Here is a 22,115-nt window from a genome sequence, read left to right on the forward strand (position 1 = left end):
CTTGTAGGAAACTAAGTCACGTTAACGGGCGGGTTCTCTCCCAGAACGAGCGGGTTTGATCGAGAGTATGATTTCATCCCACACAAAAAACCCCGCACAGTAGATCAGCGGAGTTTCAATGGGTTACCATGTACGATCTTGTTCCCGAAGCTTATCGAATGGGACATACATTTCGATATGGCACGATAAGTTTTCGAAGACAGCGGGTGCTTTGCCACCATATTCACCATCCAAATTCACAAGGACTTCTTCTTCAGAGGTCACTTTGACCGTCTGGGCTTTGCACGAAATCACGAGTGGATCGTTTAAGTGCTCGCCTCGAACTGCAAGCGTCACGACGCGAATAAATTCTGCGATGTTACACTTTTTCAAGATAAGCAACGTGAATTTCCCGTCGTTAATGCTCGATTGAGGTGCGAGTTTTTCAAAGCCCCCAACAGAATTCGTCAAGCCTACTAAAAATAGCATAGCTTCATCGTCAAACACTTGATCATCATACTCGATCTTCACGCGGCTTGCATGAATGGATGGAAGCATTTCAATCCCCTTCAAGTAGTACGCGAGTTGACCGAGCATTGTCTTCAAACGGCTTGGGACTTCATACGTCAGTTCCGTCATTCGACCGCCACCTGCAATGTTGATGAAGAATCGATCGTTCATCTTACCAACATCCACTGGGATTTTCTTGTCTTCTAGAATGATATCAAGCGCTTTGTGGATATCTCGTGGAATACGAAGTGCACGGGCAAAATCATTCGTCGTTCCCATTGGGATAAGTCCAATCGGTGGACGCTCGTCGAACTCTGAAACTCCCGCAACGACTTCGTTCAACGTTCCGTCTCCACCAGCAGCAATAATTAAGTCAAAACCGCGTTCAACAGCCGCAGCGGCAGCTACGGTTGCATCGCCTTCACAAGTAGTTGCGTGTGCAGATGCTTCGTAACCAGCTTGTTCAAGCCGCATGAGCACATCCGCTAAATTTTTGCGGAAGACTTCCCGTCCCGCAGTCGGGTTATAAATTATACGAGCACGCTTCATACTTCGTTTCCCTCTTTCTGTTCACTCAGCTCCAGGTACACGAGCTTCTATTGAGCCTCTTGGACTACTGGCAAGAATGTAGTGCGAATGTCTTCGTAAACCGCAAGCCAATACTCCGGTTTAGTTGAATATTCAGCATGAATTTGTTCATACACCAATCGTTGCTTTTCTTCAAAATCCGGTGCATCTTTTGCAGGTATTTGTTGTTTCAATTCCATCACATGTTTTTGAATCGTTGAAGCACGTGGTCCCCATTTAGCAGCCACCTTGCCATCTGTATCGAGTAGTAGGTAGACAGGAATCGAACGTCCCCCATTCGTCAAATGGCGGTCAATGAGTTCTGTATCTTCATCTCGATACACTGCTCGAACGTCTAAATCCGCTGCTTCAGCAATTCGTCGTAAAACCGGGTTGTTCATCATCGCGTCTCCACACCAATCCTCGGTAATCACGAGAATCCGTGGCTTCACTTCTTTCAGTCGGGTGATGAATTCATCGTCTTTTGGCACATCAAACTTTTCATAAATTGAAAAACTGTTATCTTTCAGCTGCTCCATACGTTCCATATACTCTGTAAGTGAAATCGCTCGTTCAAAATACTCCAATTCAGTAGCCAACGACCTTCACACTCCTTTTAGTGATGTAGCTGATTCAATATAAATTCAGTCAAAACAGAAATGCAAAACAATCTTTTCTTAAGTGTACCTCTATCCACACATGGAAATCAATTTCCTTGCAACACTCACGAAAACGCCCTGTGTGGATAGCTTAAGCCAATTCACAGGGCGTTGTCGGATGTTCTACTTATCGCTTGCTGATTTCATCCAACAAGAGCTTGTTAACGAGCGGCGGGTTTGCCTGCCCTTTCGTTGCTTTCATTACTTGACCGACTAGGAATCCTACAGCGCGGTCTTTTCCGTTCTTATAGTCCTCAATCGATTGCTCATTTGCATCCAAAATCTCACCAATCACTTTACGCAACGTGCCTTCGTCGGAAATTTGGACAAGTCCTTTTTCCTTTACGATCACTGCAGCGTCGCCACCGTTTTCAGCAAGTTCTTTAAATACTTTCTTCGCGATTTTCGATGAAATCGTTCCATCTGAAATGAGTTTCACGAGGCTCGCAAGACCTGCAGGCGTAATTGGAGTTTCCTTCAATTCTTTGCCTTCAGCATTCAAGTATTCTGATACTCCGCCCATGAGCCAGTTCGATGCTAGTTTCGCATCCGCGCCAGCCTTCACAGTTTCATCGAAGAAATCGGACATTTCTTTCGTCAATGTCAACACGTGTGCATCGTATGCAGGTAAGTCAAGCTCGTTTACATAACGATTTTTACGTGCATCTGGAAGTTCAGGAATTTCTGCACGTACGCGCTCGATCCAGTCTTCGTCGATAACGATTTCCGGAAGATCTGGATCATCGATGAAGCGATAGTCGTTCGCGCTTCCTTTAATACGCATCAGAACAGTTTGTCCTGTTGTTTCGTCATAACGACGTGTTTGCTGGACGATTTTCTCTCCAGATAGCAACAATTTCTCTTGACGTTCGACTTCGTTCGCGATTCCGCGACGCACGAAGTTGAAAGAGTTCAAGTTTTTGAGCTCAGTCTTCGTACCGAATTCCTCTTGACCATATGGACGAAGTGAAATGTTAGCATCACAACGGAGTGAGCCTTCTTCCATTCGTACGTCTGATACGCCAGTATATTGAATAATCGCTTTCAATTTTTCAAGGAAAGCATATGCTTCGTTCGGTGTACGAATGTCTGCCTCAGTAACGATTTCGATGAGTGGTGTTCCTTGACGGTTCAAGTCAACGAGAGAATATCCGTTATCAGAGTGCGTCAGCTTCCCTGCATCTTCTTCCAAGTGCACACGCTCAATGCGGATTTTCTTTTTATAGCCATCTACTTCAATTTCGATCCAACCGTTAGCGCCAACTGGACGATCGTCTTGGGAGACTTGATAAGCTTTTGGATTATCCGGATAAAAGTAGTGCTTGCGGTCGAAGTTCATGACACGTGCAACGTCACAGTTCAGTGCCATTGACGCTTTCATCCCAAAGTCGATTGCTTGTTTGTTCATCGTCGGCAATGTGCCTGGATACGCAAGGTCAGTCGGGTGAATGTTCATGTTCGGTGCTGCGCCAAAGTGGGCAGGTGCCGGTGAAAAGATTTTCGTATTTGTTTTTAGTTCTACGTGGACTTCAAGTCCGACAATCGTTTCAAAGTTCATAATCAGTTCCCCTCCCGAGCAGGCGGTGTCTGTTTGTGGAATTCTGTCGCTTGCTCATATGCATGCGCCACTTTATAGAGCATCGCTTCTTCGAAATGGTTTCCGATGATTTGCAAGCCGACTGGTAAGCCTTCTGCAAAGCCACACGGAACCGAGATTGCTGGAATACCAGCAAGGTTTACAGGTGTAGTCAGTAAATCGTTTGCGTACAGCGTAAGCGGATCTTTGATGGTCTCGCCAAGTTTGTATGCGTTCGTTGCACTAGTTGGTCCAACGATGACATCGTATTGTTTAAAGACATTTTGGAAATCTTGAGCGATCAATGTACGTACTTTTTGTGCACGCTCGTACAAGTCTTCATGATGACCGGCACTAAGTGCATATGTTCCGTACAGGACACGTTTACGAACTTCTTCGCCGAAGCCCTCAGAACGTGAACGCAAATAGATCTCGTTCAAGTTTTTAGCATCTGCTGGGTGGTAACCGTAGCGAATACCGTCAAAACGAGCAAGGTTCGATGATGCTTCTGCAGATGAAATCACGTAGTATGTCGGTGCAGCATAACGAGAGTAGTGTAAGTCTACTTCATCAACATGCGCTCCAAGAGATTCAAGTACTCCAATCGCCTTTTTAACAGCTTCACGTACTTCTGGATCGACACCTTCACCTAAATAACGAGCTGGCACGGCTATTTTCAAGCCTTTAATGTCTCCCGTTAATGAGTTACGGAAATCCGGAACCGGCTTTTCAGATGCTGATGCATCACGATAGTCAGCACCCGCGATTGCGCTAAGCAACATTGCGTTGTCTTCAACCGTTGTCGTAATTGGCCCGATTTGGTCCAAAGATGATCCGAATGCAACAAGACCAGAACGTGATACACGACCGTATGTTGGTTTCATACCCACTACGCCACAAAATGCCGCTGGCTGACGTACTGATCCACCTGTATCTGATCCAAGGGAGAATAGAACTTCTCCAGCAGCGACTGCCGCTGCAGAACCGCCTGAAGATCCACCAGGTACTCGGTCCAAGTTCCAAGGATTACGTGTGATTTGGAACGCAGAGTGCTCTGTTGTTGAGCCCATTGCGAACTCGTCCATGTTGAGCTTTCCGACAACTACCATCCCGCTATCTTTCACACGTTCTGTAGCTGTCCCTTCATAGACAGGCACGAAGTTTTCCAACATTTTACTTGCACATGTTGTTTTAATGCCTTTTGTGATGATGTTATCTTTAATCCCAATCGGCATGCCGAATAGGCTACCGCGTTTGTCATCAGGAAGGTTGTCCAACTGTTCGGCAGCAGCAATGGCTTCTGGTCCAGTCACAGTTAGGAAGGCCTGAATGGTTTTATCTTTTTCTTCAATAGTTTGCAGTGTAGCTTCAGTTAGTTCTTTAACCGATAGTTCACGACTATGTAAAAGAGACTGAAGTTCAGACGCAGTTTTGTTTACTACCATAAGTCAATTCCTCCTCTATACAGGTCAATCTAGGATGTTCGGTACTTTAATAAGACCATCTTCGTGATCTTCTACACTCTTCAGCATCTCATCACGATCGAGAATGTCTTCCGGTGTGTCTTCGCGCAACACATTCACAATTGCTAGCGGATGCGTCATCGGTTCCACATCAGTCGTATCGAGTTCTTTTAGTCGATCTGAAAACTCGAGCAGTGTGTCCAAACGAGTCGCGAACTTCTCCGCTTCCGCGTCTGGCATATCAATCCGTGCGAAATTCGCATAATACTGGATATCCTCTTTAGTAAAATTGGACATAGTCTCTCCTCCTGGCTTTTGTACAATACGATTAATCATAACACCTCAGGCAGATGATGAAAAGTTCCTATTCTCAATATGAGTAGATGTGTACAGTTGGTTCCTTTTCACCCGGCTTTTTCATAATTAATGACTCAGGGCCGTTATTAGATGTAATGCTCACTTCGACTTCAATATCTGGATAATATTTCAACACTAGCGATGTCATATATTGTGTCAACGCAACGATTTCATTTTTCCCATAGAACTGGATTGGGACATTGATTTTAAGCGATTTAAGATTGTTATCGCTGTAAAACGCTGTTCCTACAATACTAACAAATCCAGGGAAATAATCGTTCACGTCTTCCTTCAATTTTTCAAACGTCAGATTCGCATCGCGATAATTATTGTTGTTCGATGACGCGGGAAGTAGGACAAAATCCTCGTTCACTTCTTTCCAGCCGGATGGTGCATCTTTGCCTTTATCAACAACTGTGGTCGCGAAGTACGTCCCAGGAACGATTGAGCTGCGCGGTTCCTGTTTGTATAGACCAATCGTAATCGGTACATCACCGACGCCATCGATTTTGCGCATCCGCTTAACGATGGTTTCTGCCATTTTAATCCCTTGTTGTTGAATCGTCTTGTCTGGAATATTTTTTTCAGACGCATCTCGCTGGTAGAACACAGAGTTCATGGCAAGACCAATTGAAATGCCCGCTAGACCCACTTTTTTATCGCCCGTTTTCACGTAGTAGTTTTGCTCAACGATATGCGCCAGATAGACAGGTGCTTTCTCGCTAATGTCTTGAGGGGACATCTTATCGTTGATGGGCGGGTTCAATCCTTCGTCAAACTTGGAGCTTCTTGATAGCCAACGAATTGCAGTTTTCTCGTCGATGAATTGTCCTTCTTGGAAAAAGTGATCTTTTGGATCGAACTTTTTTGCCGATAATCGAAGGAGCCCCTCCTCAACCTCGCCAATATCATACTTACTATATACTTGGTTAACAATTAATCCTCGACTCGCACTCTTTTTAAACGGGAGTAACGTTCTGTAGTATTGCTCATTCAGCTGTACTTCAGGAATGAGTACTGTCTCTTGTTCAACGTCTTCATTTTCTTGAATGACTTCATCATCTTCCGGTCCGATTGACGGGATACACCCTCCAAGGAACAGAACAGAAGCGATTACCGGTATTGTGAATAACCTTTTCATCTAATTGTTTACTCCTTTACTTCCAGCACTTCAATGAGCTTCGCTTCGTCCCATACGTCAATGCCGAGCTCTTCCGCTTTCGCAAGCTTAGATCCTGCGTCTTCTCCTGCAATCACGAGGTCAGTCTTTTTGCTGACACTCCCGCTCACTTCACCGCCAAGCGCTTCAATCTTCTCTTTCGCTTCGCCTCGAGTCAAAATCGATAGCTTTCCTGTTAAGACGACCTTTTTACCAACGAACGGACCCTCATCAGGGATCTCTAGCTGTGTGCGTCCTTTGTATTGCATGTTGACGCCGTAGTCTTTCAATTTTTGAATGACTTCGAGAACGTCTTCATTGGAAAAGTATGTTTCAATCGAATCGGTCACTTTTTCTCCAATTTCATGGATTGCAAGCAACTGTTCCTGTTCTGCAGCCATCAATACATCTAATGAGCCGAATTCACGCGAAAGTAACGTCGCTGCTTTTTCCCCGACATGTCGAATACCAAATCCGAATAGAAGTTTTTCTAATGAATTCTCTTTAGATGCAGCAATCGCCGATACGAGATTGGATGCTGATTTCTCCCCCATCCGTTCAAGCTCAAGCAGCTGTTCTTCTGTTAATCCGTACAAATCTGAAAAATCTTTGACAAGCTCTGCAGTGTAAAGCTGATCGACAACGCGTTCCCCAATACCCTCAATGTTCATCGCATTACGCGAGACAAAGTGAATAAGCGCCTCTTTTAACTGAGCTGGACATTGTGGATTCACGCAACGTAACGCAACTTCTCCTTCAATGCGCACGAGTTCCGAATCGCAAACCGGACAATTTTCCGGCATGTCAAACTGCTCTTCACCGCCCGTCCGCTTATCAACAAGTGGCCCGATGACTTCCGGAATGATATCGCCTGCTTTTCGAATCGTTACGTAATCACCAATTCGGATATCTTTTTCATGGATCAAGTCTTCGTTATGAAGCGACGCACGTCCAACTGTCGTTCCTGCAACACGAACAGGTTCCAAAATCGCAGTCGGTGTAACTGTCCCTGTTCGACCGACACTCAGTTCAATGTCAAGCAGTTTGGTCACGACTTCTTCTGCAGGAAACTTGTAAGCAGTTGCCCAACGGGGACTTTTCGCTGTATAGCCCAGCTGTTCCTGGTCTTCGAAACTGTCGACTTTAATGACAATGCCGTCAATTTCATAATCAAGATTGGAGCGTTTGTCTCCCCAGCTGTTAACGTATTCGATGACTTCTTCAATCGACTTGCATCGCTTGCGTTCATGGTTTGTCACAAGGTCAAGGTTGTCGAGATAGTCGAGTGCTTCTGAGTGTGTTGCCTGCCCATACGCTTCACCGTCTCCACCAATTCCGTATAAGAAGACAGCAAGATTCCGACTCCCTGCGATCTTTGGATCGAGTTGACGCAACGAACCAGCAGCCGCATTTCGTGGATTCGCAAATGGTACATCGCCTGCTTCGTCACGGGCTACGTTAAGACGGACAAAAGACTTTTTCGGCATATAGGCTTCGCCGCGCACTTCGATTTTGATCGGCTCACTTAGTTTAAGTGGAATGGATCGAATTGTTTTCAAGTTTGCTGTGATGTCTTCTCCGACAGATCCGTCACCACGAGTAGATCCTTGAACAAATCGACCGTTTTCATATTTCAATGAAACCGCAAGTCCATCAATTTTCAGTTCACAAATATAAGATACCTTATTACCGACCGCATCTCGGACTCGGCGGTCAAATTCGCGAATGTCTTCTTCGTTAAACACATTGGACAAGCTGAGCATCGGGTAATCGTGTTCGACTTTCGTAAAGCCTTCAAGCACACTGCCGCCTACTCGCTGTGTAGGAGAATCCGGGTAGATTAAATCTGGATTCTCCGCCTCAATCGCGAGCAGTTCTTGCATCAGTTTGTCGTACTCCGCGTCAGAAACAACCGGGTTGTCAAGCACATAATACGCTCGGCCATACTCGGTGAGCAGCTTATTCAATTCCAACACGCGTTGTTCGAGCTCGTTAATATCGCTCACATTGCGTTCCTCCTCTTACACTTTTTCAATCGGTGCAAATTTCGCAAGCAATCGTTTAATGCCGACTTCCGGGAATGCGATGTCGAGTTCAACATCATCCGCTGAACCTTTGACACTAACGACTGTACCTGTACCCCATTTTTTGTGAGCGGCTTTGTCACCTGCTGACCATCCTAGCTTTTCCCCCCCCGTCGTTTCGTAGACAGGCTTTTTCACAGCAGGGCGCTTTGGTTCGTCAAAGCGAGAACCACCGACAGAGAAACCGCCAGAAGCGTTCTCTAGTTCGATCACTTCATCAGAGATTTCGCTGATAAAACGAGATGGATTGTTGTAACTGAATTTACCGTACAGCATTCTGCTCGATGCTGAAGACATGAATAATTTTTGTTCTGCACGAGTAATTGCTACGTACGCGAGACGTCGTTCTTCTTCCATTTCCTCGTCGTTTCCAATCGAACGGGCATGCGGGAAAATGTTTTCTTCCATACCGATTACAAATACGACTGGGAACTCAAGTCCCTTTGCAGAGTGCGTCGTCATTAAGACGATTTTTTCTGTCGATTGGTTCTCTTCTTTGTCGAGAGAGTCGATATCTGCAATGAGTGCCAGATCCGTCAAGAATGCTACGAGTGATTTGTCGCCTTCGTCATCTTCTGCACGTTTTTCAAATGCTTCTGTAACGGATAAAAACTCGTCGATGTTCTCGAGGCGGCTTTCCGATTCAATCGTTTTTTCGCGTTCAAGCATCGCTCGGTATCCGGTTTTATCCAACACTTGCTCAGTTAGTTCTTTGACAGACAAAAACTCTTGCATCTGCGTGAAGTTTTGAATCAGGTCGCGAAACTTTGCCGACTCCACTGCTGCTTTTTTCGTCAGACCCATGAAGTCCAATTCTTGCATCGCATCGAAAATGGATCGGTCGTTTTCAATCGCGAATGTCGCCATACGTTCAAATGATGTCGCACCAATACTGCGTTTCGGTTCGTTGATGATTCGTGCAAGTGCGAGATCATCGTCATTATTTGCGATCAGTCGCAAGTATGCGAGTAGGTCTTTGATTTCCTTCCGATCATAGAACTTCGTGCCGCCGACAATTGTATATTCCAAATTTGATTTCACTAAGTATTCCTCGATCATCCGGGATTGTGCATTCGTCCGGTACAGGACGGCGAACTGATCGAGTGAATAGCCTTGTTCTTGCTGCAACTCAATGATTTTGCGGACAACGTATTGGGACTCATCTTTTTCGTCGGTCGCTTTATAAACGGTGATAGAATCGCCTTGATCGTTCTCTGTCCGAAGTCGTTTATCGTAACGGCTTTCATTGTTTTTAATGACGTCATTTGCTGCTTGTAAAATGTTTTGGGTTGAGCGATAGTTCTGTTCCAGTAAAATGACTTCAGCATCTTTATAATCTTTTTCAAACGACAAAATGTTGCCGATATCGGCGCCACGCCATTTGTAGATCGACTGATCGGAATCACCCACCACACAAATATTGCGGAATTTCTCCGCCAACATTTGAACGAGACGATATTGCGCGTGGTTGGTATCCTGATATTCATCGACATGGATGTACTGGAACTTGTCTTGATAGAACTCGAGCACATCTGGAACTTGCTCGAATAATCTCAATGTCAGCATGATCAAATCGTCGAAATCGAGAGACTGATTTTTACGTAGTTTTTTCGTATAGCCATCGAAAACGTCTGCGATAACCCGGTCGTATGGATTCGATTCGTTCACACCTGCCCGATATTCTTTTGCATCGATGCATTCGTTTTTCGCAGAGCTGATAATGTTGAGTAACGTCCGTGGATCATACTGCTTTGGGTCTAGATTTTGTTCTTTCAGGACTGATTTAATGGCAGATAGCTGATCTGAGGAGTCCAAAATGGAGAAGGTTTTGGAAAAGCCGATCCGGTCGATGTTGCGACGCAAAATCCGCACGCACATCGAGTGGAATGTGGATACCCACATCCGATCACCTGATCCTTCGCCGAGTAACCCATCGATTCGGTTCCGCATTTCCCGAGATGCTTTGTTTGTAAAGGTAATCGCAAGAATTTTAGATGGATAAACGTTTTTTTCAATGACCAGATAGGCAATCCGGTGAGTAAGTACGCGTGTTTTACCGGATCCTGCGCCCGCCATAATGAGCAAAGGACCTTCTGTTTTCTTTACGGCTTGTGCCTGTTCGGGGTTCATCCCCGTCAGTAAGTCTTGTGCGAGTTCTTTCATAATCTATAACCGCCTTTTAGGAACGTTTGTTCTTCAAGTATACACGAAATCACTTTGGACTGGTAACTCCTTTTACCGCATCCACTGTTGCAAGTGCTTTCTTCAAATCATCATAAATGACGTTGCCAATCACGACTGTATGGGCAATTGCCGCCATTTCAGCTGCTTGTTCTGCAGTGCGGATACCACCGCCATAGACAAGTCTGGTTTCATCCAACACAGATGCAGCGGCACTGACGATTTTCGGATCTCCGTACGTTCCGCTATATTCCAAGTAAAAAATCGGTAGCTTGAATAAATGCTCCGCCATCCGCGCGTATCCGACGACATCGTCTTGTGTAGGCATTTCGGTTGCACCGGTCAATTGAGCTGCTTTACAATCCGGGTTCATAATACAGTAGCCTTCTGTTGCAACCTCTTCCCATTTCATCATATGACCGAATTCTTTCAATGCTTCGAGATGGATGCCGTTCATCCACTTCACGTCTTTCGCATTCAATACAGTTGGGATGAAGTAATAGTCAAAACCAAATGTAACAGCATCTACGTCAGAAACTTCGAGTGCAAGTGGCACTGCGTAGCGACGCAATCGTGAAAGTAAATCGAGTACGCCTTCCAGAGTGATATTGTCGGTTCCCCCGATGATCAATCCATCGGTTCCCGATTCTGCGAGTTGCTCAAGCGCCTCGTCTGAAATTTCTTTTGCGGGATCTAATTTAAAGGCATGACGCCAAGTTCGAACATCCATTTTCAGTCACCTGCTTTTTCGTAATTACGTTCCTTACAGTATAGCAAAAAATACGCTCTGGTTCTCGTTGACACTCATACAAATGAAAAAACCGGACAGCCTGTAGCTGTTACCGGTTTATAAAGCTAGTTATCTTCAGATGGCGACTCTTTTTTTTCGTTCAAACGATCGACAATCAAGTTGTATCCGCCTGTGCCGTAATCGACGCATCGACGAATTCTGGAGATGGTCGCGGTACTCGCACCTGTTTCACTTTGAATTTTGTCATACGTATGCTTTTTTTTCAGCATAACTGCCACGTCAAGTCGTTGTGCAAGGGATTGAACTTCTCCAATTGTGCATAGATCATCAAAGAACGCATAGCATTCATCCAAATCCTTTAACTCTAATATTGCGCGAAACAACTGATCGGTTTGTTCGCCTTTTATTTTTTCTAGCATATGAAACTACCTCCGTCCTTAAGGGGTATAAGTCGTCGTGTTGCCAATCGCTTGTTCATGAACGATATGGAACCACGTCTGACCTGGTACTAATTTTGCAGGTACCCCGTTCTGTACAGGTGTAATCACGCCATCGATTTGTTTCCATTCGAGTGTAAGCGCGACGCCATTCTGAAACAAAATAGCAGGTCCGCCTTTTGTTAAATCCAACGATTGTCTTCCTTCTGCGTCAATGGTTGTATAAGGGGCTTCCATGACGACGATATTCGCAGGTGTTACCTTTTTGTCGTCGCCTTTGTCTGTCGTAATGATTCCATTAACGGAACGCTCATACGTTTTAGTTTCTGCGTCAAATGTATACGTACTTGTGAAATTCGGGTCTGGGTGACCGACAACAATTGTCGATGCAATCTCTCCTAGTTTAGCACTATCAGCGTCTGGATGGAACGAAAGCGCTGGTACTTCCCGGATTTCAGTGTCAATCGATAAATCCTCCATGGCTTGTTCGATATGCTCTTTTGAAATGTATGAGTTATGTGGCGCTTTACGCTCTTTGGAGCGAACGAAATAAGTTCCGTCATACTGCATTCCATTGATGTTGTCTACCATTCCTGCAGTCAATAACGCGTGTGCATCAGGACTATAACCATGCGCAATATAGAAAGCATCCAAACCATCTGCAATTTCGATGAAATAATCACGTGCGCTTCGAATCGGTCCGATTTCCTCAGGAATTTGACTTTGATAGAGCGCAAGCAGCCGGGTGATATTCCCTTCTGCAAACACTTCATAAACGACATCCGCCTGACTTAACCCGGATTGCGGACGAGCAAGCGGGTGATTATTGACAGTTGCAAGAATTGGCCGTAGATCCGCCGATTCCACTGCCATTCCCGAAAACGGTGCAGTTGGTTGTGCGATGGTCTCTACTGTCTCTACTGTCTCTACTGTCTCTCCTGCTTCGACTTCTGTTTGTGGCAGCTCTTCTTTATCCTTTGAACAGCCAACGAGTAAAACCTGTCCGACGAGTAATGCCGTAAAAAGTACTTTCGTTACATTCATAGTGGCTCTCCTATCGTTCTGTCATGGGTATCAAAACCTTATTTCTCATTACATCTGAAACGCCAAACTGTGTTATCCGTACATATGGCAAATGGGTGGACTGTAGGAAAAGTAAACTGTAAACAGCATCCCCTTTTTCGTACCCTCTGTCTCGTAATTCTTGCTTGAATACACGTTCTTGTTCGCGCAACGTTTCAATAGGTTGATCGGACAGACTGCCGCCTATTGATAGTGGCAATTCGCATAGAATCCCATCATTTTCAGCGAGGACAATTCCTCCGCCTAGTTTTTTCAGATGACCGAACGCCCGAAGCATTTCGTTCTTGTCTTTCCCGATTAAAATAATGTCTCCCGTGTTGGAATAGGAAGATGCGAGACCTTGCACGGAGCGCGCGAATCCTTTAATGATCGTATTTACCCGCCACTTCCCATCGCGGTCAATGAGCGCAAGGAACGACTCATCATGATTACCTTCCAATTGCTCAGCGGACAAATCGACAGTTGTCTCATAGGGCTTCGTGATGACATCATTTAGCATATCGATGCCGACTGGTTCTGTTGCAGTTAAATCTTCTAACGTGAGATCGAAATCGGGTGCAAAATCCGGGAATACTGACCACTCTGCTTTGTTGAATTTGATACACGCTTGTCCATCACGCTTCAACCAAATCCCTTTAGATAACACGTCTGTCGGATTCGGTTCGTGAATGTCGGATAAAAAGTTCAGTGTTGCAAAACGTCCCGGTGCTATTACACTATGTAATTCATCGATATCATAGTACCTTGCGATGTTATATGATGCCATTTGGTACGCATCAATCGGATCAACTCCGACTTCTAGTGCAATACGAATGCATTTATCCATCACACCATCTTCGTGGAATAGCGGCGGAGAACCGTCCGTCGTCATCATAAGATGGTCGAATACATTGATCCCTTTTTCGAGAATGCCTTCGAGTAACGGTTTCAAGTCAGGGCGAATAGACGATTCTCGGAGTGTCACGGCATACCCTTGCAGCAACCGCGTTTCCACCTCATCCGCTGTCATCGATTCATGGTCCCCATTCACACCAAGGAGCCGCATGCGGGCAAGTGTGCGTTCAGATGCGCCTGGAAAATGTCCTTCGACTTTTTTACCGAGCTGCTTCGCTTTTTGGAGCGACGCTGTCATGACAGGATCGCCTTTTAATAACCTCGGCCACCCTGTTAACTCGCCCCCCATAAGGACGTCGTCACGCTTCAGCCATTCAGCGACTTTTTCTGGGGCAAAAACTTCAGCTTCGTTCTGTAAATTCGTTTGTGAATCCATGCGTGCCCACCAGTAGAAAGAAAACGGCAATTGTTTCAATTGGTCGAGTAACGTGAAGGCCTGCTGTTGGTCAATCGACATGAGCAGCATTAAGTTGTCCGATAAAAACGTTGTCGTCCCGTGTTGCGCAGCAAATTGAGCGAACGTTTCCGGGTTATATAATTGAAATGGATGCACGTGTGGTTCTATGTATCCCGGGACAATCCATTTGCCTGTTGCATCGATCAGTTCAGCCCCTTCTGTCATTGCTGGCATGCGCTCACCTGTATAGAGAATGCGACCGTGTTTGATCCAAATCGTACCTGTTTTCCATTGTTTTAAAACAGAATGTAAATACGTGGCATTCGTGATGATTAAATCCGGTGCTTCTTTTCCGTCAATGACGGCAAGTTGCGAAGCGATTTCTTCCGCGTTCCACATTGAGATCGTCTCCTTTATCATCTTTTGCTACATTTATCCTACCATAGCTTGGAAAGTGTGAATAGATAGTGAATGAAGGAACTACCGGTGTCCATATCGAAATTTTAGTGAAGAGAACTTTTAGGAGTGTGATTTCATTGACAGAACGACTAACATTCGATGCCGACACAGCATCAGAATACGATAGAGGGATCCGCAGGACACTGCCGACCTATGATGGGCTCGTCCGGCTTTCGAATACGGCTCTTCGGATACGTGCTAGAGAGAATGCTGAAGTTCTGGTGATTGGTGCAGGTGGTGGGAATGAATTACTGGAGTTTGCAGAGCACAATCCGACTTGGGCGTTTACTGCGGTGGATCCATCCGAACCGATGCTGAACGAAGCGCGTGCGAAAGTGGAAGGACGATTTGGAACGGAGCGCGCGGATTTTGTCGTGGGGAGTGCACGGGATGTGTCTGTAGAGAACTTATTTGACGCTGCGTCGTGTTTGCTTGTGTTGCATTTTATTGAAAGCGTCGAGGAGAAATTGACGTTACTTCGGGAGATTCGGTTAAGGCTGAAGCCCGGTGCACCGTTTGTGATTGCGTCTATGGCTGGTGATCGAAATGATCCATCATTCGATGAATTATTCGGGCTGTGGCGGCAAAGTTGGATTGACCGATCTTCGTTGTCAGAAACACAAGTTTTGGAGATGGAGAATACGGTGCGTGCGTTGTCATTTATTTCTTGCGATGAGATAGAAGGGCTGTTGCGGGAAGCTGGGTTTGGCCACATCACTCAATTTTTCCAAACGACATTTTTTACTGGCTGGATGTGTGTGGCGGATTGAGGTGGAAACTGATTTGGAATTAAAGAGCACTTTCTTGAAGGTATGATCACTTTCAAGCTTTTATGAGCACTTTTCAGTGTTTATGAGCACTTTCCAAATTTTATGATCACTTCCCATTATTTATGAGCACTTCTCAGCTTTTATGATCACTTTCCAGGGTTTATGAGCACTTCTCAGCTTTTATGATCACTTTCCAGGGTTTATGAGCATTTCCCAGCTTTTATAATCACTTTTCATGGTTTATGAGCACTTTCCAGCTTTTATGAGCACTTCTCACATTTTATGAGCACTTTCACAGAGTCATAATCACTTCCCATACTTTTATGAACCCCTTTAACACTTTGCACCCATGAATCGCCTTATTTTAACGACTCCAACGTTCACATCCCAAGCATTCATCGCGAATAAAATACTTCGTTTTCGGTTAGGCTAAGCACACTATATGCGTGACCGAAAAGGAGTGGATTGGGATGACAGAAAGCAAGAAGCCGGAGATGCCGCCGTTCATGAAATCAATATCTGAAGCACTGCCATCCTCTTTTGATGTCTTGCACGTTCCCCTTACACTCGATGACGCGCACGTCCATCTCCTCTATATGAAAACTGTTGTGGATGGCTTAACTTTGCAACAATCAATCATTAAACCCTTTTATGAGCTGGACGATGAACGAAAATTCGGTGCTTACATACAAGGTCTTCCCAATCGATTGGATCCTCCTCAACCGGATGAACTACTTATCATGCTCACTTCAGGGTTTGTACTCGTCTATGCGGATTCCACCTACAGTATTCTCGAAATAAGAAAGTTGGGAAATACATTACAAGGACCTACAATTTCTGAAACAACCATTCACGGTCCCCAACTCTCACTCAGTGAAGATTTAGAAACGAATGTTAGCATCGTCAGGCAACATTACCATCAGCCAAACCTCTATGTTGAAACCCATCAATTAAATGATAAAAGCAATATGTCAATCGCCCTTCTTTATGATGAAAAAGAGGTGAACGTGGATGTATTACGTCGAGTTAAAGAGAAATTGGATGGTTTGGACGAACCTCTCATTCAATCTGCAGGTGAACTTGCCGTTCGTCTAACTAGCAGACGCTTCACCCTATTTCCAACTTCAATTCTTACGGAACGGCCCGATCGAATCGTCTATAACCTAACTGGCGGGAAAATCATATTACTCGTTGACAATTCTCCTTATGCAATTGTATTACCTGTTATCTTTTTCGATTTCATGGTTTCAATGGAAGAAAACTACCATACTTATGTGATATCCCTGTACAACACATTACTCGGTTGGTTCGGATTGCTCAATTGTTTACTACTACCCAGTTTGTATGTTGCATTCACTGCGTATTCACCTGAAGTACTAAGTTCCGAACTAACCCTGACCATGGCAGGAAGTCGGATTGGCGTCCCCTATCCCTCCTTTATAGAAGTCATCATCATGCTATTCTTTGTAGAACTACTTACAGAGGCCAGTGTGCGGCTTCCTAGATCCATAAACGCTGCTGCTACGACAGTTGGTGGCTTAATTTTAGGAACCGCTGCAACAGAGGCCTCGCTCGCCTCCAATGTTCTCATCATGATCATCGCGATTGTTGCGATTTCTACATTTGTTATTCCAATGAATGAACTCGGATTCGCAGTCAGAATAGTGAGATTACTTATAATCCTTTTCACAACATTGTTTGGCTTAATTGGACTAATATCAGGGTTACTTTTACTCATTGTCCACCTTACGAACATGGATAGTTTTGGTGAACCTTATTTAAGAATCGGTTGGCGCGGAAAGCGGAGTGAAAAGATGGTGAATAGCGAGTGAGTCGTTTCTTGTATTTCTTAATTTTCACAAACATGATGGCAATTATCACGACGCCCATCCCACGTATTTTATTGGTACAATCCGCAGATGGTGCAATCGGTTCTATGATCATTGGAACGCTAGCTGGAGTGCTGTTTACGTATATCACCGTGAAATTTTTCGCACAGTTTCCAGGAATGGACTTGATTGATTTATTACAGACGTATACCTCTTCGTGGGTTCGTATACCTATCACGATTTACTTCACGATCTTTTGGTTTATTGCTGGACTTATCACTCTCGTCATGACCGTTTTTCTACTCATTACGTTTCTAACTCCAGAAATGTCTATCTATATCATTACCTTATCTATACTAATTACTGTTTTCTTTGGCGTATTGCTCAAGTCTAAAAGTGTTTTGTTTACGTTGGAAATTGTTTTTATTCTCATGATTCCAGTTGGTTTGCTAATGTTTTTCAAACTCTATTCCGCTCCTGAGGTGGAATGGGACCAAGCCCGGTTAGCAATCATGCACATAAACCAAGTCCCTAAATACGGCTCAATTGTAGCAACCATCTTTGTGTTTCTAGGTTGTAGCAATCTCATTATCTTTAACCGATACTTTAAGGAAAAACAAAAGGTATCCCTTCTCTCCCTAGGTGCTATCACTTTATTCGGGGTAGTTATGCTGGTTACATCGTATTTCATTCCCATTGGTCTTTCCGGATTCGACCGAATAGGTCAACTCATCTTTCCTTGGACTTCATCTGCGGATGCGGTTCGCATGAAATTCGGACTAATCGAACGTGTAGTTTTCATTTTCATGTTTATTTTTGTGACGATAGCCTTTGTCAGTATCATCATTCATTGGCACATCTCCTACAAATTAATTCTAAGCATTTTCCGACTGAAGGCTTTACAAGTCAAACAACAGAATTTCACACCTTTTCTAGTTGTCACTGTTTTTTTATTAATTGGTTTGTGGATAACTGCACTGCTCACGCAATATGAGCTCTATCAATATACAAGATATTACTACTACACAATCCCACTATTTATAGCCGTTTTCTTCCTAACTATGATGGCGATTAAGAGAGGGGCATCTAAATGAGTTCAAAATGGATGAAAGTCGCTGTTCTTTCCATTCTTTTAATCATTCTTACTTCGTCGATTTCTGGTTGTGCATATAAAGGTGTGGACAAGCGTGCATTCGTCGTCGGAATTGGAGTTGATCCTGCGAAAGAGAACGGTAATAAGTTTAGAGTCACGTTAAAACTTGCGAAACCTATTGCTTCTTTAAAATCTTCAACCGCAAATGAATATGAACTTTTAGTACATGAGAGTGATTCAGTTGCTGAAGCCATCCGTTTTTTAGAAACGCGAGAAGATAAAGTGATGGATTTCAGCCAAACAAAAATTCTCGCGTTGAATGAGGACTTACTGTCAGGTGACTTATTTCCATTAATGGACTACTTCGTTCGACGTGGTGATCTTCAACTCGTTTTATATGTACTAATGGCAAAACCGACCGCTGAAGATGTACTAAAGGCTCAACCACCTCTTGAAGCAGCAGGAGAAAATTCACTCTATAATTACTTCGACAAAACAGGGACGGAAAGCCCTTTTGTCACGACGACCTTCTTATTCGAATTCCGAAGGGACTACGATACTAAAGGAAAAAGTTCCGCGCTTCCCATTGTTGAGGCAAACGAAGCAGGTACCCAGTTAACGGTTACCAACTCCATTGTTTTAAAGAATACGGTCGAACCCTATGTCTTAACACCTACCGAAACAAAATTATTTAACACACTCGTCGATGGCGCAGGGGGATATGGCTATAAAATTGAAAATGCCGGCTACAAATTCATGCTCACATTGGACCACGTAAAGATGAAGATCAAAATTCATACAAACGACGGACAAAAACCTCGAGCAGAAGTTAAGATAAAAGCTGTAGGAGCTATTAGTGAATCAGACAAGTTATTAAAGCTAAAAGACCTTGACCATTATAGCAAAATATCAGGCGAACAGTTTGGAGAACAAGTGAAGAACTTATTTGTAGATCTCCAGGAAAAGAATGTTGATCCATTCGGATTTGGTTTAAAATACCGATCTAGTCGACTAAATACTAAGGATACGTTAGACAATTGGAAAGCAATATACCCTGAGCTTGAATTCGATGTCAAAATGGACATGCAGCTGAAATCGGTGGGGGCAATAGAATAAAAAAAGGTTCCGGCGTGTATGCCGGAACCTTTTTCATTGTTCTAAACACTATTAAGCTAATCCGATTCTCTTAAAGATCATGTCAATCTTCTGTAGATGATAGTTGTAGTCAAAACACTCATCAATTTCTTCATCACTTAAATGATTCGTAATCGTTGAGTTGCCTTTGACTAACTCCTTAAACGAACATTGCTCATCCCAAGACTGCGCAGTCAAAGGTTGTACCGTATCGTATGCCGATTCGCGAGACATCCCTTTATCGATCAAAGACAACAACACACGTTGTGAGTAAATCAAGCCGTGTGTACGATCCATGTTACGCTTCATATTTTCAGGATAAACCGTCAAGTTCTTCATGATATTTCCAAAACGATTCAACATATAATTCAGTGCGATTGTCGCATCCGGCAAGATCACTCGTTCTGCGGATGAATGAGAAATATCTCGCTCATGCCATAACGGTACATTTTCATAAGCGGTCATCATATAGCCTCTAATGAGACGTGATAGCCCCGCCATATTTTCAGACCCAATTGGGTTGCGTTTGTGAGGCATTGCCGAAGAACCTTTTTGTCCTTTGGCAAAGAACTCCTCGACTTCACGAGTTTCAGATTTCTGAAGTCCGCGTACTTCAACTGCAAACTTTTCAATCGATGTCGCAATTAATGCCAATGTTGAAAGGTATTGAGCATGACGATCACGCTGAAGCGTTTGTGTAGAAACAGGTGCTGGAGTCAGCCCTAACTTCTCACATACATACTGTTCTACAAACGGATCTACGTTCGCATAGGTACCCACTGCACCAGAAATTTTACCAGCTTGCACTGATGCTGCTGCTGCGTCGAATCGCTCCAGGTTACGCTTCATCTCTTCATGCCATAATGCGAGTTTCAGTCCAAATGTTGTCGGCTCTGCATGCACACCATGTGTACGACCCATCATTACAGTGTATTTATGAGCTTTCGCCTTTTCAGCAAGAATATCGATGAATCTCACGAGATCTGCCCGTAAAATTTGGTTAGCTTGAAGCAATAAATACGAAAGCGCAGTATCCACAACATCAGTTGAAGTAAGCCCATAATGGACCCATTTGCGCTCCTCTCCAAGCGTTTCAGAAACGGAACGAGTGAAGGCTACAACATCATGGCGTGTTTCTTTTTCAATTTCAAGGATTCGATCCACAGAAAAGCCTGCGTTCTGTCTGATTTTCTCTACATCTTCTTTAGGAACATCTCCAAGCTCAGCCCACGCTTCACTCGCTAAAATCTCAACTTCCAACCACGCATTATATTTATTTTCATCTGTCCAAATCGCTCCCATTTCAGGGCGTGTATACCGTTCAATCATCGTCTAGTTCCTCCTTGGACCCTCAACTCAATCATTCACTATCTGCCAGGACACCTTTCAATTGGATCATCTGGCGGATCGGCACGTACTTGCCATCACGTTCTTCAAATAACGGTTCTTCCTTACGTCCAGCAGGCATGTAACCTTCTGCTTTCATACGTTCTATACAATCCGAAATCGTCTCATGCTCTTCAACTTGAAACCATACTGTTTTACGTTGGCTCATTTAAATAACTTCCCTCTTTTAACAGACTTGACCCAGAATCCTCCTCGAATTGTTTTCGGTTCATAGGAGATGATAAAGGCTTTAGGATCAAGCTCGGCAATCGTAGTATAAAGTTTGAGCTCATATTTACGTGGGGTCAATATCTGCATAGCAGAACGATTCCCCCCTAAACCATGTGCTGCCCAATCTGTTACACCATACCCTTTAGAGCGTAACGTCGATGCCAGCTCTTTATTAAGCTCATCTGTAATGACGTTAACGGTGATATAGCCAAGTGCCATTTTCTCTTCAATTTTTGTTCCAACCACTACACCCGAACCAAAACCGAGTGCATAGGCAACTAAGTTTTGAATTTGATCAAGACTGTCTAATACAAGCCCAAGTCCCACTACATAGACTACCACTTCAAACATACTAACGAGGGCTGCAAAATAGCGATATCCTTTTAACGTTAAAATCATTCGCATGGTAGAAAAAGTTACATAAACAATATTAATCACAAAGATAATCAAAACCATTACCCAAGGATTCATGTGGCACCCCTCCATTCTACATGATTCATGGTACATGGGAAACGGTATGATTACAAGTGAAGTCCATGCGATTGGATGTTAAACCGGTCGCTAGGCAAGTTGGTAAAGTTGTGTTCATATATTTCAATGCTTGAAGTAAATTTAATGTAATCTGAAACAGCTCTTGATGAATGATCATAAACTTCGGATTCCGCTTACAAACTCTCGTATTATGATCATAAACTTCGGCTTCCGCTCATAACTCCCGGATTGTGATCATAAACTCTGGATTCCGCTCATAACTCCCGGATTGTGATCATAAATCCTCGATTCCGCTCATAACTCTCAGATTGTGATCATAAATCCCGGATTCCGCTCATAAATCTCAAATAGTGATCATAAATCCTCGATTCCGCTCATAACTCTCAGATTGTGATCATAAACTCTGGATTCCGCTCATAACTATCAGTTTGTGATCATAAATCCTGGAATCCGCTCATAACTATCAATATGTGATTGTATTCCTATTCACAACACAACATCTACAATATGTTTCTCTCAAAAGAACATCATCCAATCGACCCTTTAAACTTAGATTAGAATTAAATACAACAAACAAAAAAGCGAGCCAAGGAATGAAATCCTTGACTCGCTTTATAAATTGCC

General features: G+C 43.9%; 19 protein-coding genes. 4 read left to right on the forward strand and 15 right to left on the reverse strand.

Annotation, left to right across the window (positions count from 1 at the left end; all coding sequences use genetic code 11):
- Window positions 1-123: 123 nt before the first annotated feature.
- The 12 genes from RL70_RS13940 to RL70_RS13995 form a co-directional block, all read right to left on the reverse strand.
- Complete coding sequence (locus RL70_RS13940) at window positions 124-1,038, reverse strand: diacylglycerol kinase (protein ID WP_039044016.1); 915 nt, start codon at window positions 1,036-1,038, stop codon at window positions 124-126.
- Between the two features lie 47 nt (window positions 1,039-1,085).
- On the reverse strand, window positions 1,086-1,655 hold the full coding sequence (locus RL70_RS13945; RefSeq protein ID WP_039044017.1) for a thioredoxin family protein: 570 nt from the start codon (window positions 1,653-1,655) through the stop codon (window positions 1,086-1,088).
- A gap of 187 nt (window positions 1,656-1,842) precedes the next feature.
- Window positions 1,843-3,273: an Asp-tRNA(Asn)/Glu-tRNA(Gln) amidotransferase subunit GatB gene (gatB, locus tag RL70_RS13950; RefSeq protein WP_039044018.1), complete on the reverse strand. Its 1,431-nt coding sequence runs from the start codon at window positions 3,271-3,273 to the stop codon at window positions 1,843-1,845.
- A gap of 2 nt (window positions 3,274-3,275) precedes the next feature.
- Window positions 3,276-4,736, reverse strand: a complete 1,461-nt coding sequence (gene gatA / locus RL70_RS13955) for an Asp-tRNA(Asn)/Glu-tRNA(Gln) amidotransferase subunit GatA (protein ID WP_039044019.1) — start codon at window positions 4,734-4,736, stop codon at window positions 3,276-3,278.
- Window positions 4,737-4,760: 24 nt separating this feature from the next.
- Window positions 4,761-5,051, reverse strand: coding sequence for an Asp-tRNA(Asn)/Glu-tRNA(Gln) amidotransferase subunit GatC (gene gatC / locus RL70_RS13960; protein ID WP_039044020.1), 291 nt, complete (start codon window positions 5,049-5,051; stop codon window positions 4,761-4,763).
- A 73-nt stretch (window positions 5,052-5,124) separates the two neighbouring features.
- Window positions 5,125-6,252: a CamS family sex pheromone protein gene (locus RL70_RS13965; RefSeq protein WP_039044021.1), complete on the reverse strand. Its 1,128-nt coding sequence runs from the start codon at window positions 6,250-6,252 to the stop codon at window positions 5,125-5,127.
- Window positions 6,253-6,260: 8 nt separating this feature from the next.
- On the reverse strand, window positions 6,261-8,267 hold the full coding sequence (ligA, locus tag RL70_RS13970) for an NAD-dependent DNA ligase LigA (protein ID WP_039044032.1): 2,007 nt from the start codon (window positions 8,265-8,267) through the stop codon (window positions 6,261-6,263).
- Window positions 8,268-8,291: 24 nt separating this feature from the next.
- Complete coding sequence (gene pcrA / locus RL70_RS13975) at window positions 8,292-10,517, reverse strand: DNA helicase PcrA (RefSeq protein WP_039044022.1); 2,226 nt, start codon at window positions 10,515-10,517, stop codon at window positions 8,292-8,294.
- A gap of 49 nt (window positions 10,518-10,566) precedes the next feature.
- A complete protein-coding gene (locus RL70_RS13980) occupies window positions 10,567-11,265 on the reverse strand; it encodes a heptaprenylglyceryl phosphate synthase (RefSeq protein ID WP_039044023.1) in 699 nt (232 codons plus the stop codon).
- A 125-nt stretch (window positions 11,266-11,390) separates the two neighbouring features.
- Window positions 11,391-11,705: a YerC/YecD family TrpR-related protein gene (locus RL70_RS13985; protein WP_039044024.1), complete on the reverse strand. Its 315-nt coding sequence runs from the start codon at window positions 11,703-11,705 to the stop codon at window positions 11,391-11,393.
- 18 nt (window positions 11,706-11,723) lie between these two features.
- Complete coding sequence (locus RL70_RS13990) at window positions 11,724-12,767, reverse strand: DUF3048 domain-containing protein (protein ID WP_039044025.1); 1,044 nt, start codon at window positions 12,765-12,767, stop codon at window positions 11,724-11,726.
- Between the two features lie 10 nt (window positions 12,768-12,777).
- On the reverse strand, window positions 12,778-14,496 hold the full coding sequence (locus RL70_RS13995) for an adenine deaminase C-terminal domain-containing protein (protein ID WP_082003430.1): 1,719 nt from the start codon (window positions 14,494-14,496) through the stop codon (window positions 12,778-12,780).
- A 137-nt stretch (window positions 14,497-14,633) separates the two neighbouring features.
- On the opposite strand from RL70_RS13995, the gene RL70_RS14000 reads away from it, so the two are divergent.
- The 4 genes from RL70_RS14000 (at window position 14,634) to RL70_RS14015 (ending at window position 19,364) form a co-directional block, all read left to right on the forward strand.
- The gene (locus tag RL70_RS14000) at window positions 14,634-15,326 is read left to right on the forward strand and encodes a class I SAM-dependent methyltransferase (protein WP_039044027.1); all 693 of its coding nucleotides are present in this window, start codon (window positions 14,634-14,636) and stop codon (window positions 15,324-15,326) included.
- 470 nt (window positions 15,327-15,796) lie between these two features.
- Window positions 15,797-17,158 (forward strand): spore germination protein, encoded by a 1,362-nt coding sequence (locus RL70_RS14005; protein ID WP_052245986.1) that lies wholly within the window; start codon window positions 15,797-15,799, stop codon window positions 17,156-17,158.
- Window positions 17,155-18,249, forward strand: a complete 1,095-nt coding sequence (locus RL70_RS14010; protein ID WP_052245987.1) for a GerAB/ArcD/ProY family transporter — start codon at window positions 17,155-17,157, stop codon at window positions 18,247-18,249. Before RL70_RS14005 ends, RL70_RS14010 begins: the two co-directional genes overlap by 4 nt.
- Window positions 18,246-19,364, forward strand: a complete 1,119-nt coding sequence (locus RL70_RS14015) for a Ger(x)C family spore germination protein (protein ID WP_039044028.1) — start codon at window positions 18,246-18,248, stop codon at window positions 19,362-19,364. Before RL70_RS14010 ends, RL70_RS14015 begins: the two co-directional genes overlap by 4 nt.
- 51 nt (window positions 19,365-19,415) lie before the next feature.
- Here RL70_RS14015 and purB read toward each other — a convergent pair whose 3' ends face one another.
- From purB to RL70_RS14030, 3 genes are read right to left on the reverse strand one after another with little or no spacing between them, the layout of a single operon-like run.
- Window positions 19,416-20,711, reverse strand: a complete 1,296-nt coding sequence (gene purB / locus RL70_RS14020) for an adenylosuccinate lyase (RefSeq protein ID WP_039044029.1) — start codon at window positions 20,709-20,711, stop codon at window positions 19,416-19,418.
- Between the two features lie 31 nt (window positions 20,712-20,742).
- Window positions 20,743-20,937, reverse strand: coding sequence for an NETI motif-containing protein (locus RL70_RS14025; protein ID WP_039044030.1), 195 nt, complete (start codon window positions 20,935-20,937; stop codon window positions 20,743-20,745).
- Window positions 20,934-21,470, reverse strand: a complete 537-nt coding sequence (locus tag RL70_RS14030; RefSeq protein WP_039044031.1) for a DUF2179 domain-containing protein — start codon at window positions 21,468-21,470, stop codon at window positions 20,934-20,936. The genes RL70_RS14025 and RL70_RS14030 overlap by 4 nt, the downstream gene beginning before the upstream one ends.
- Window positions 21,471-22,115: the final 645 nt, after the last annotated feature.

The organism is Sporosarcina sp. ZBG7A (genome assembly GCF_000813425.1).
Lineage (GTDB): Bacteria > Bacillota > Bacilli > Bacillales_A > Planococcaceae > Sporosarcina.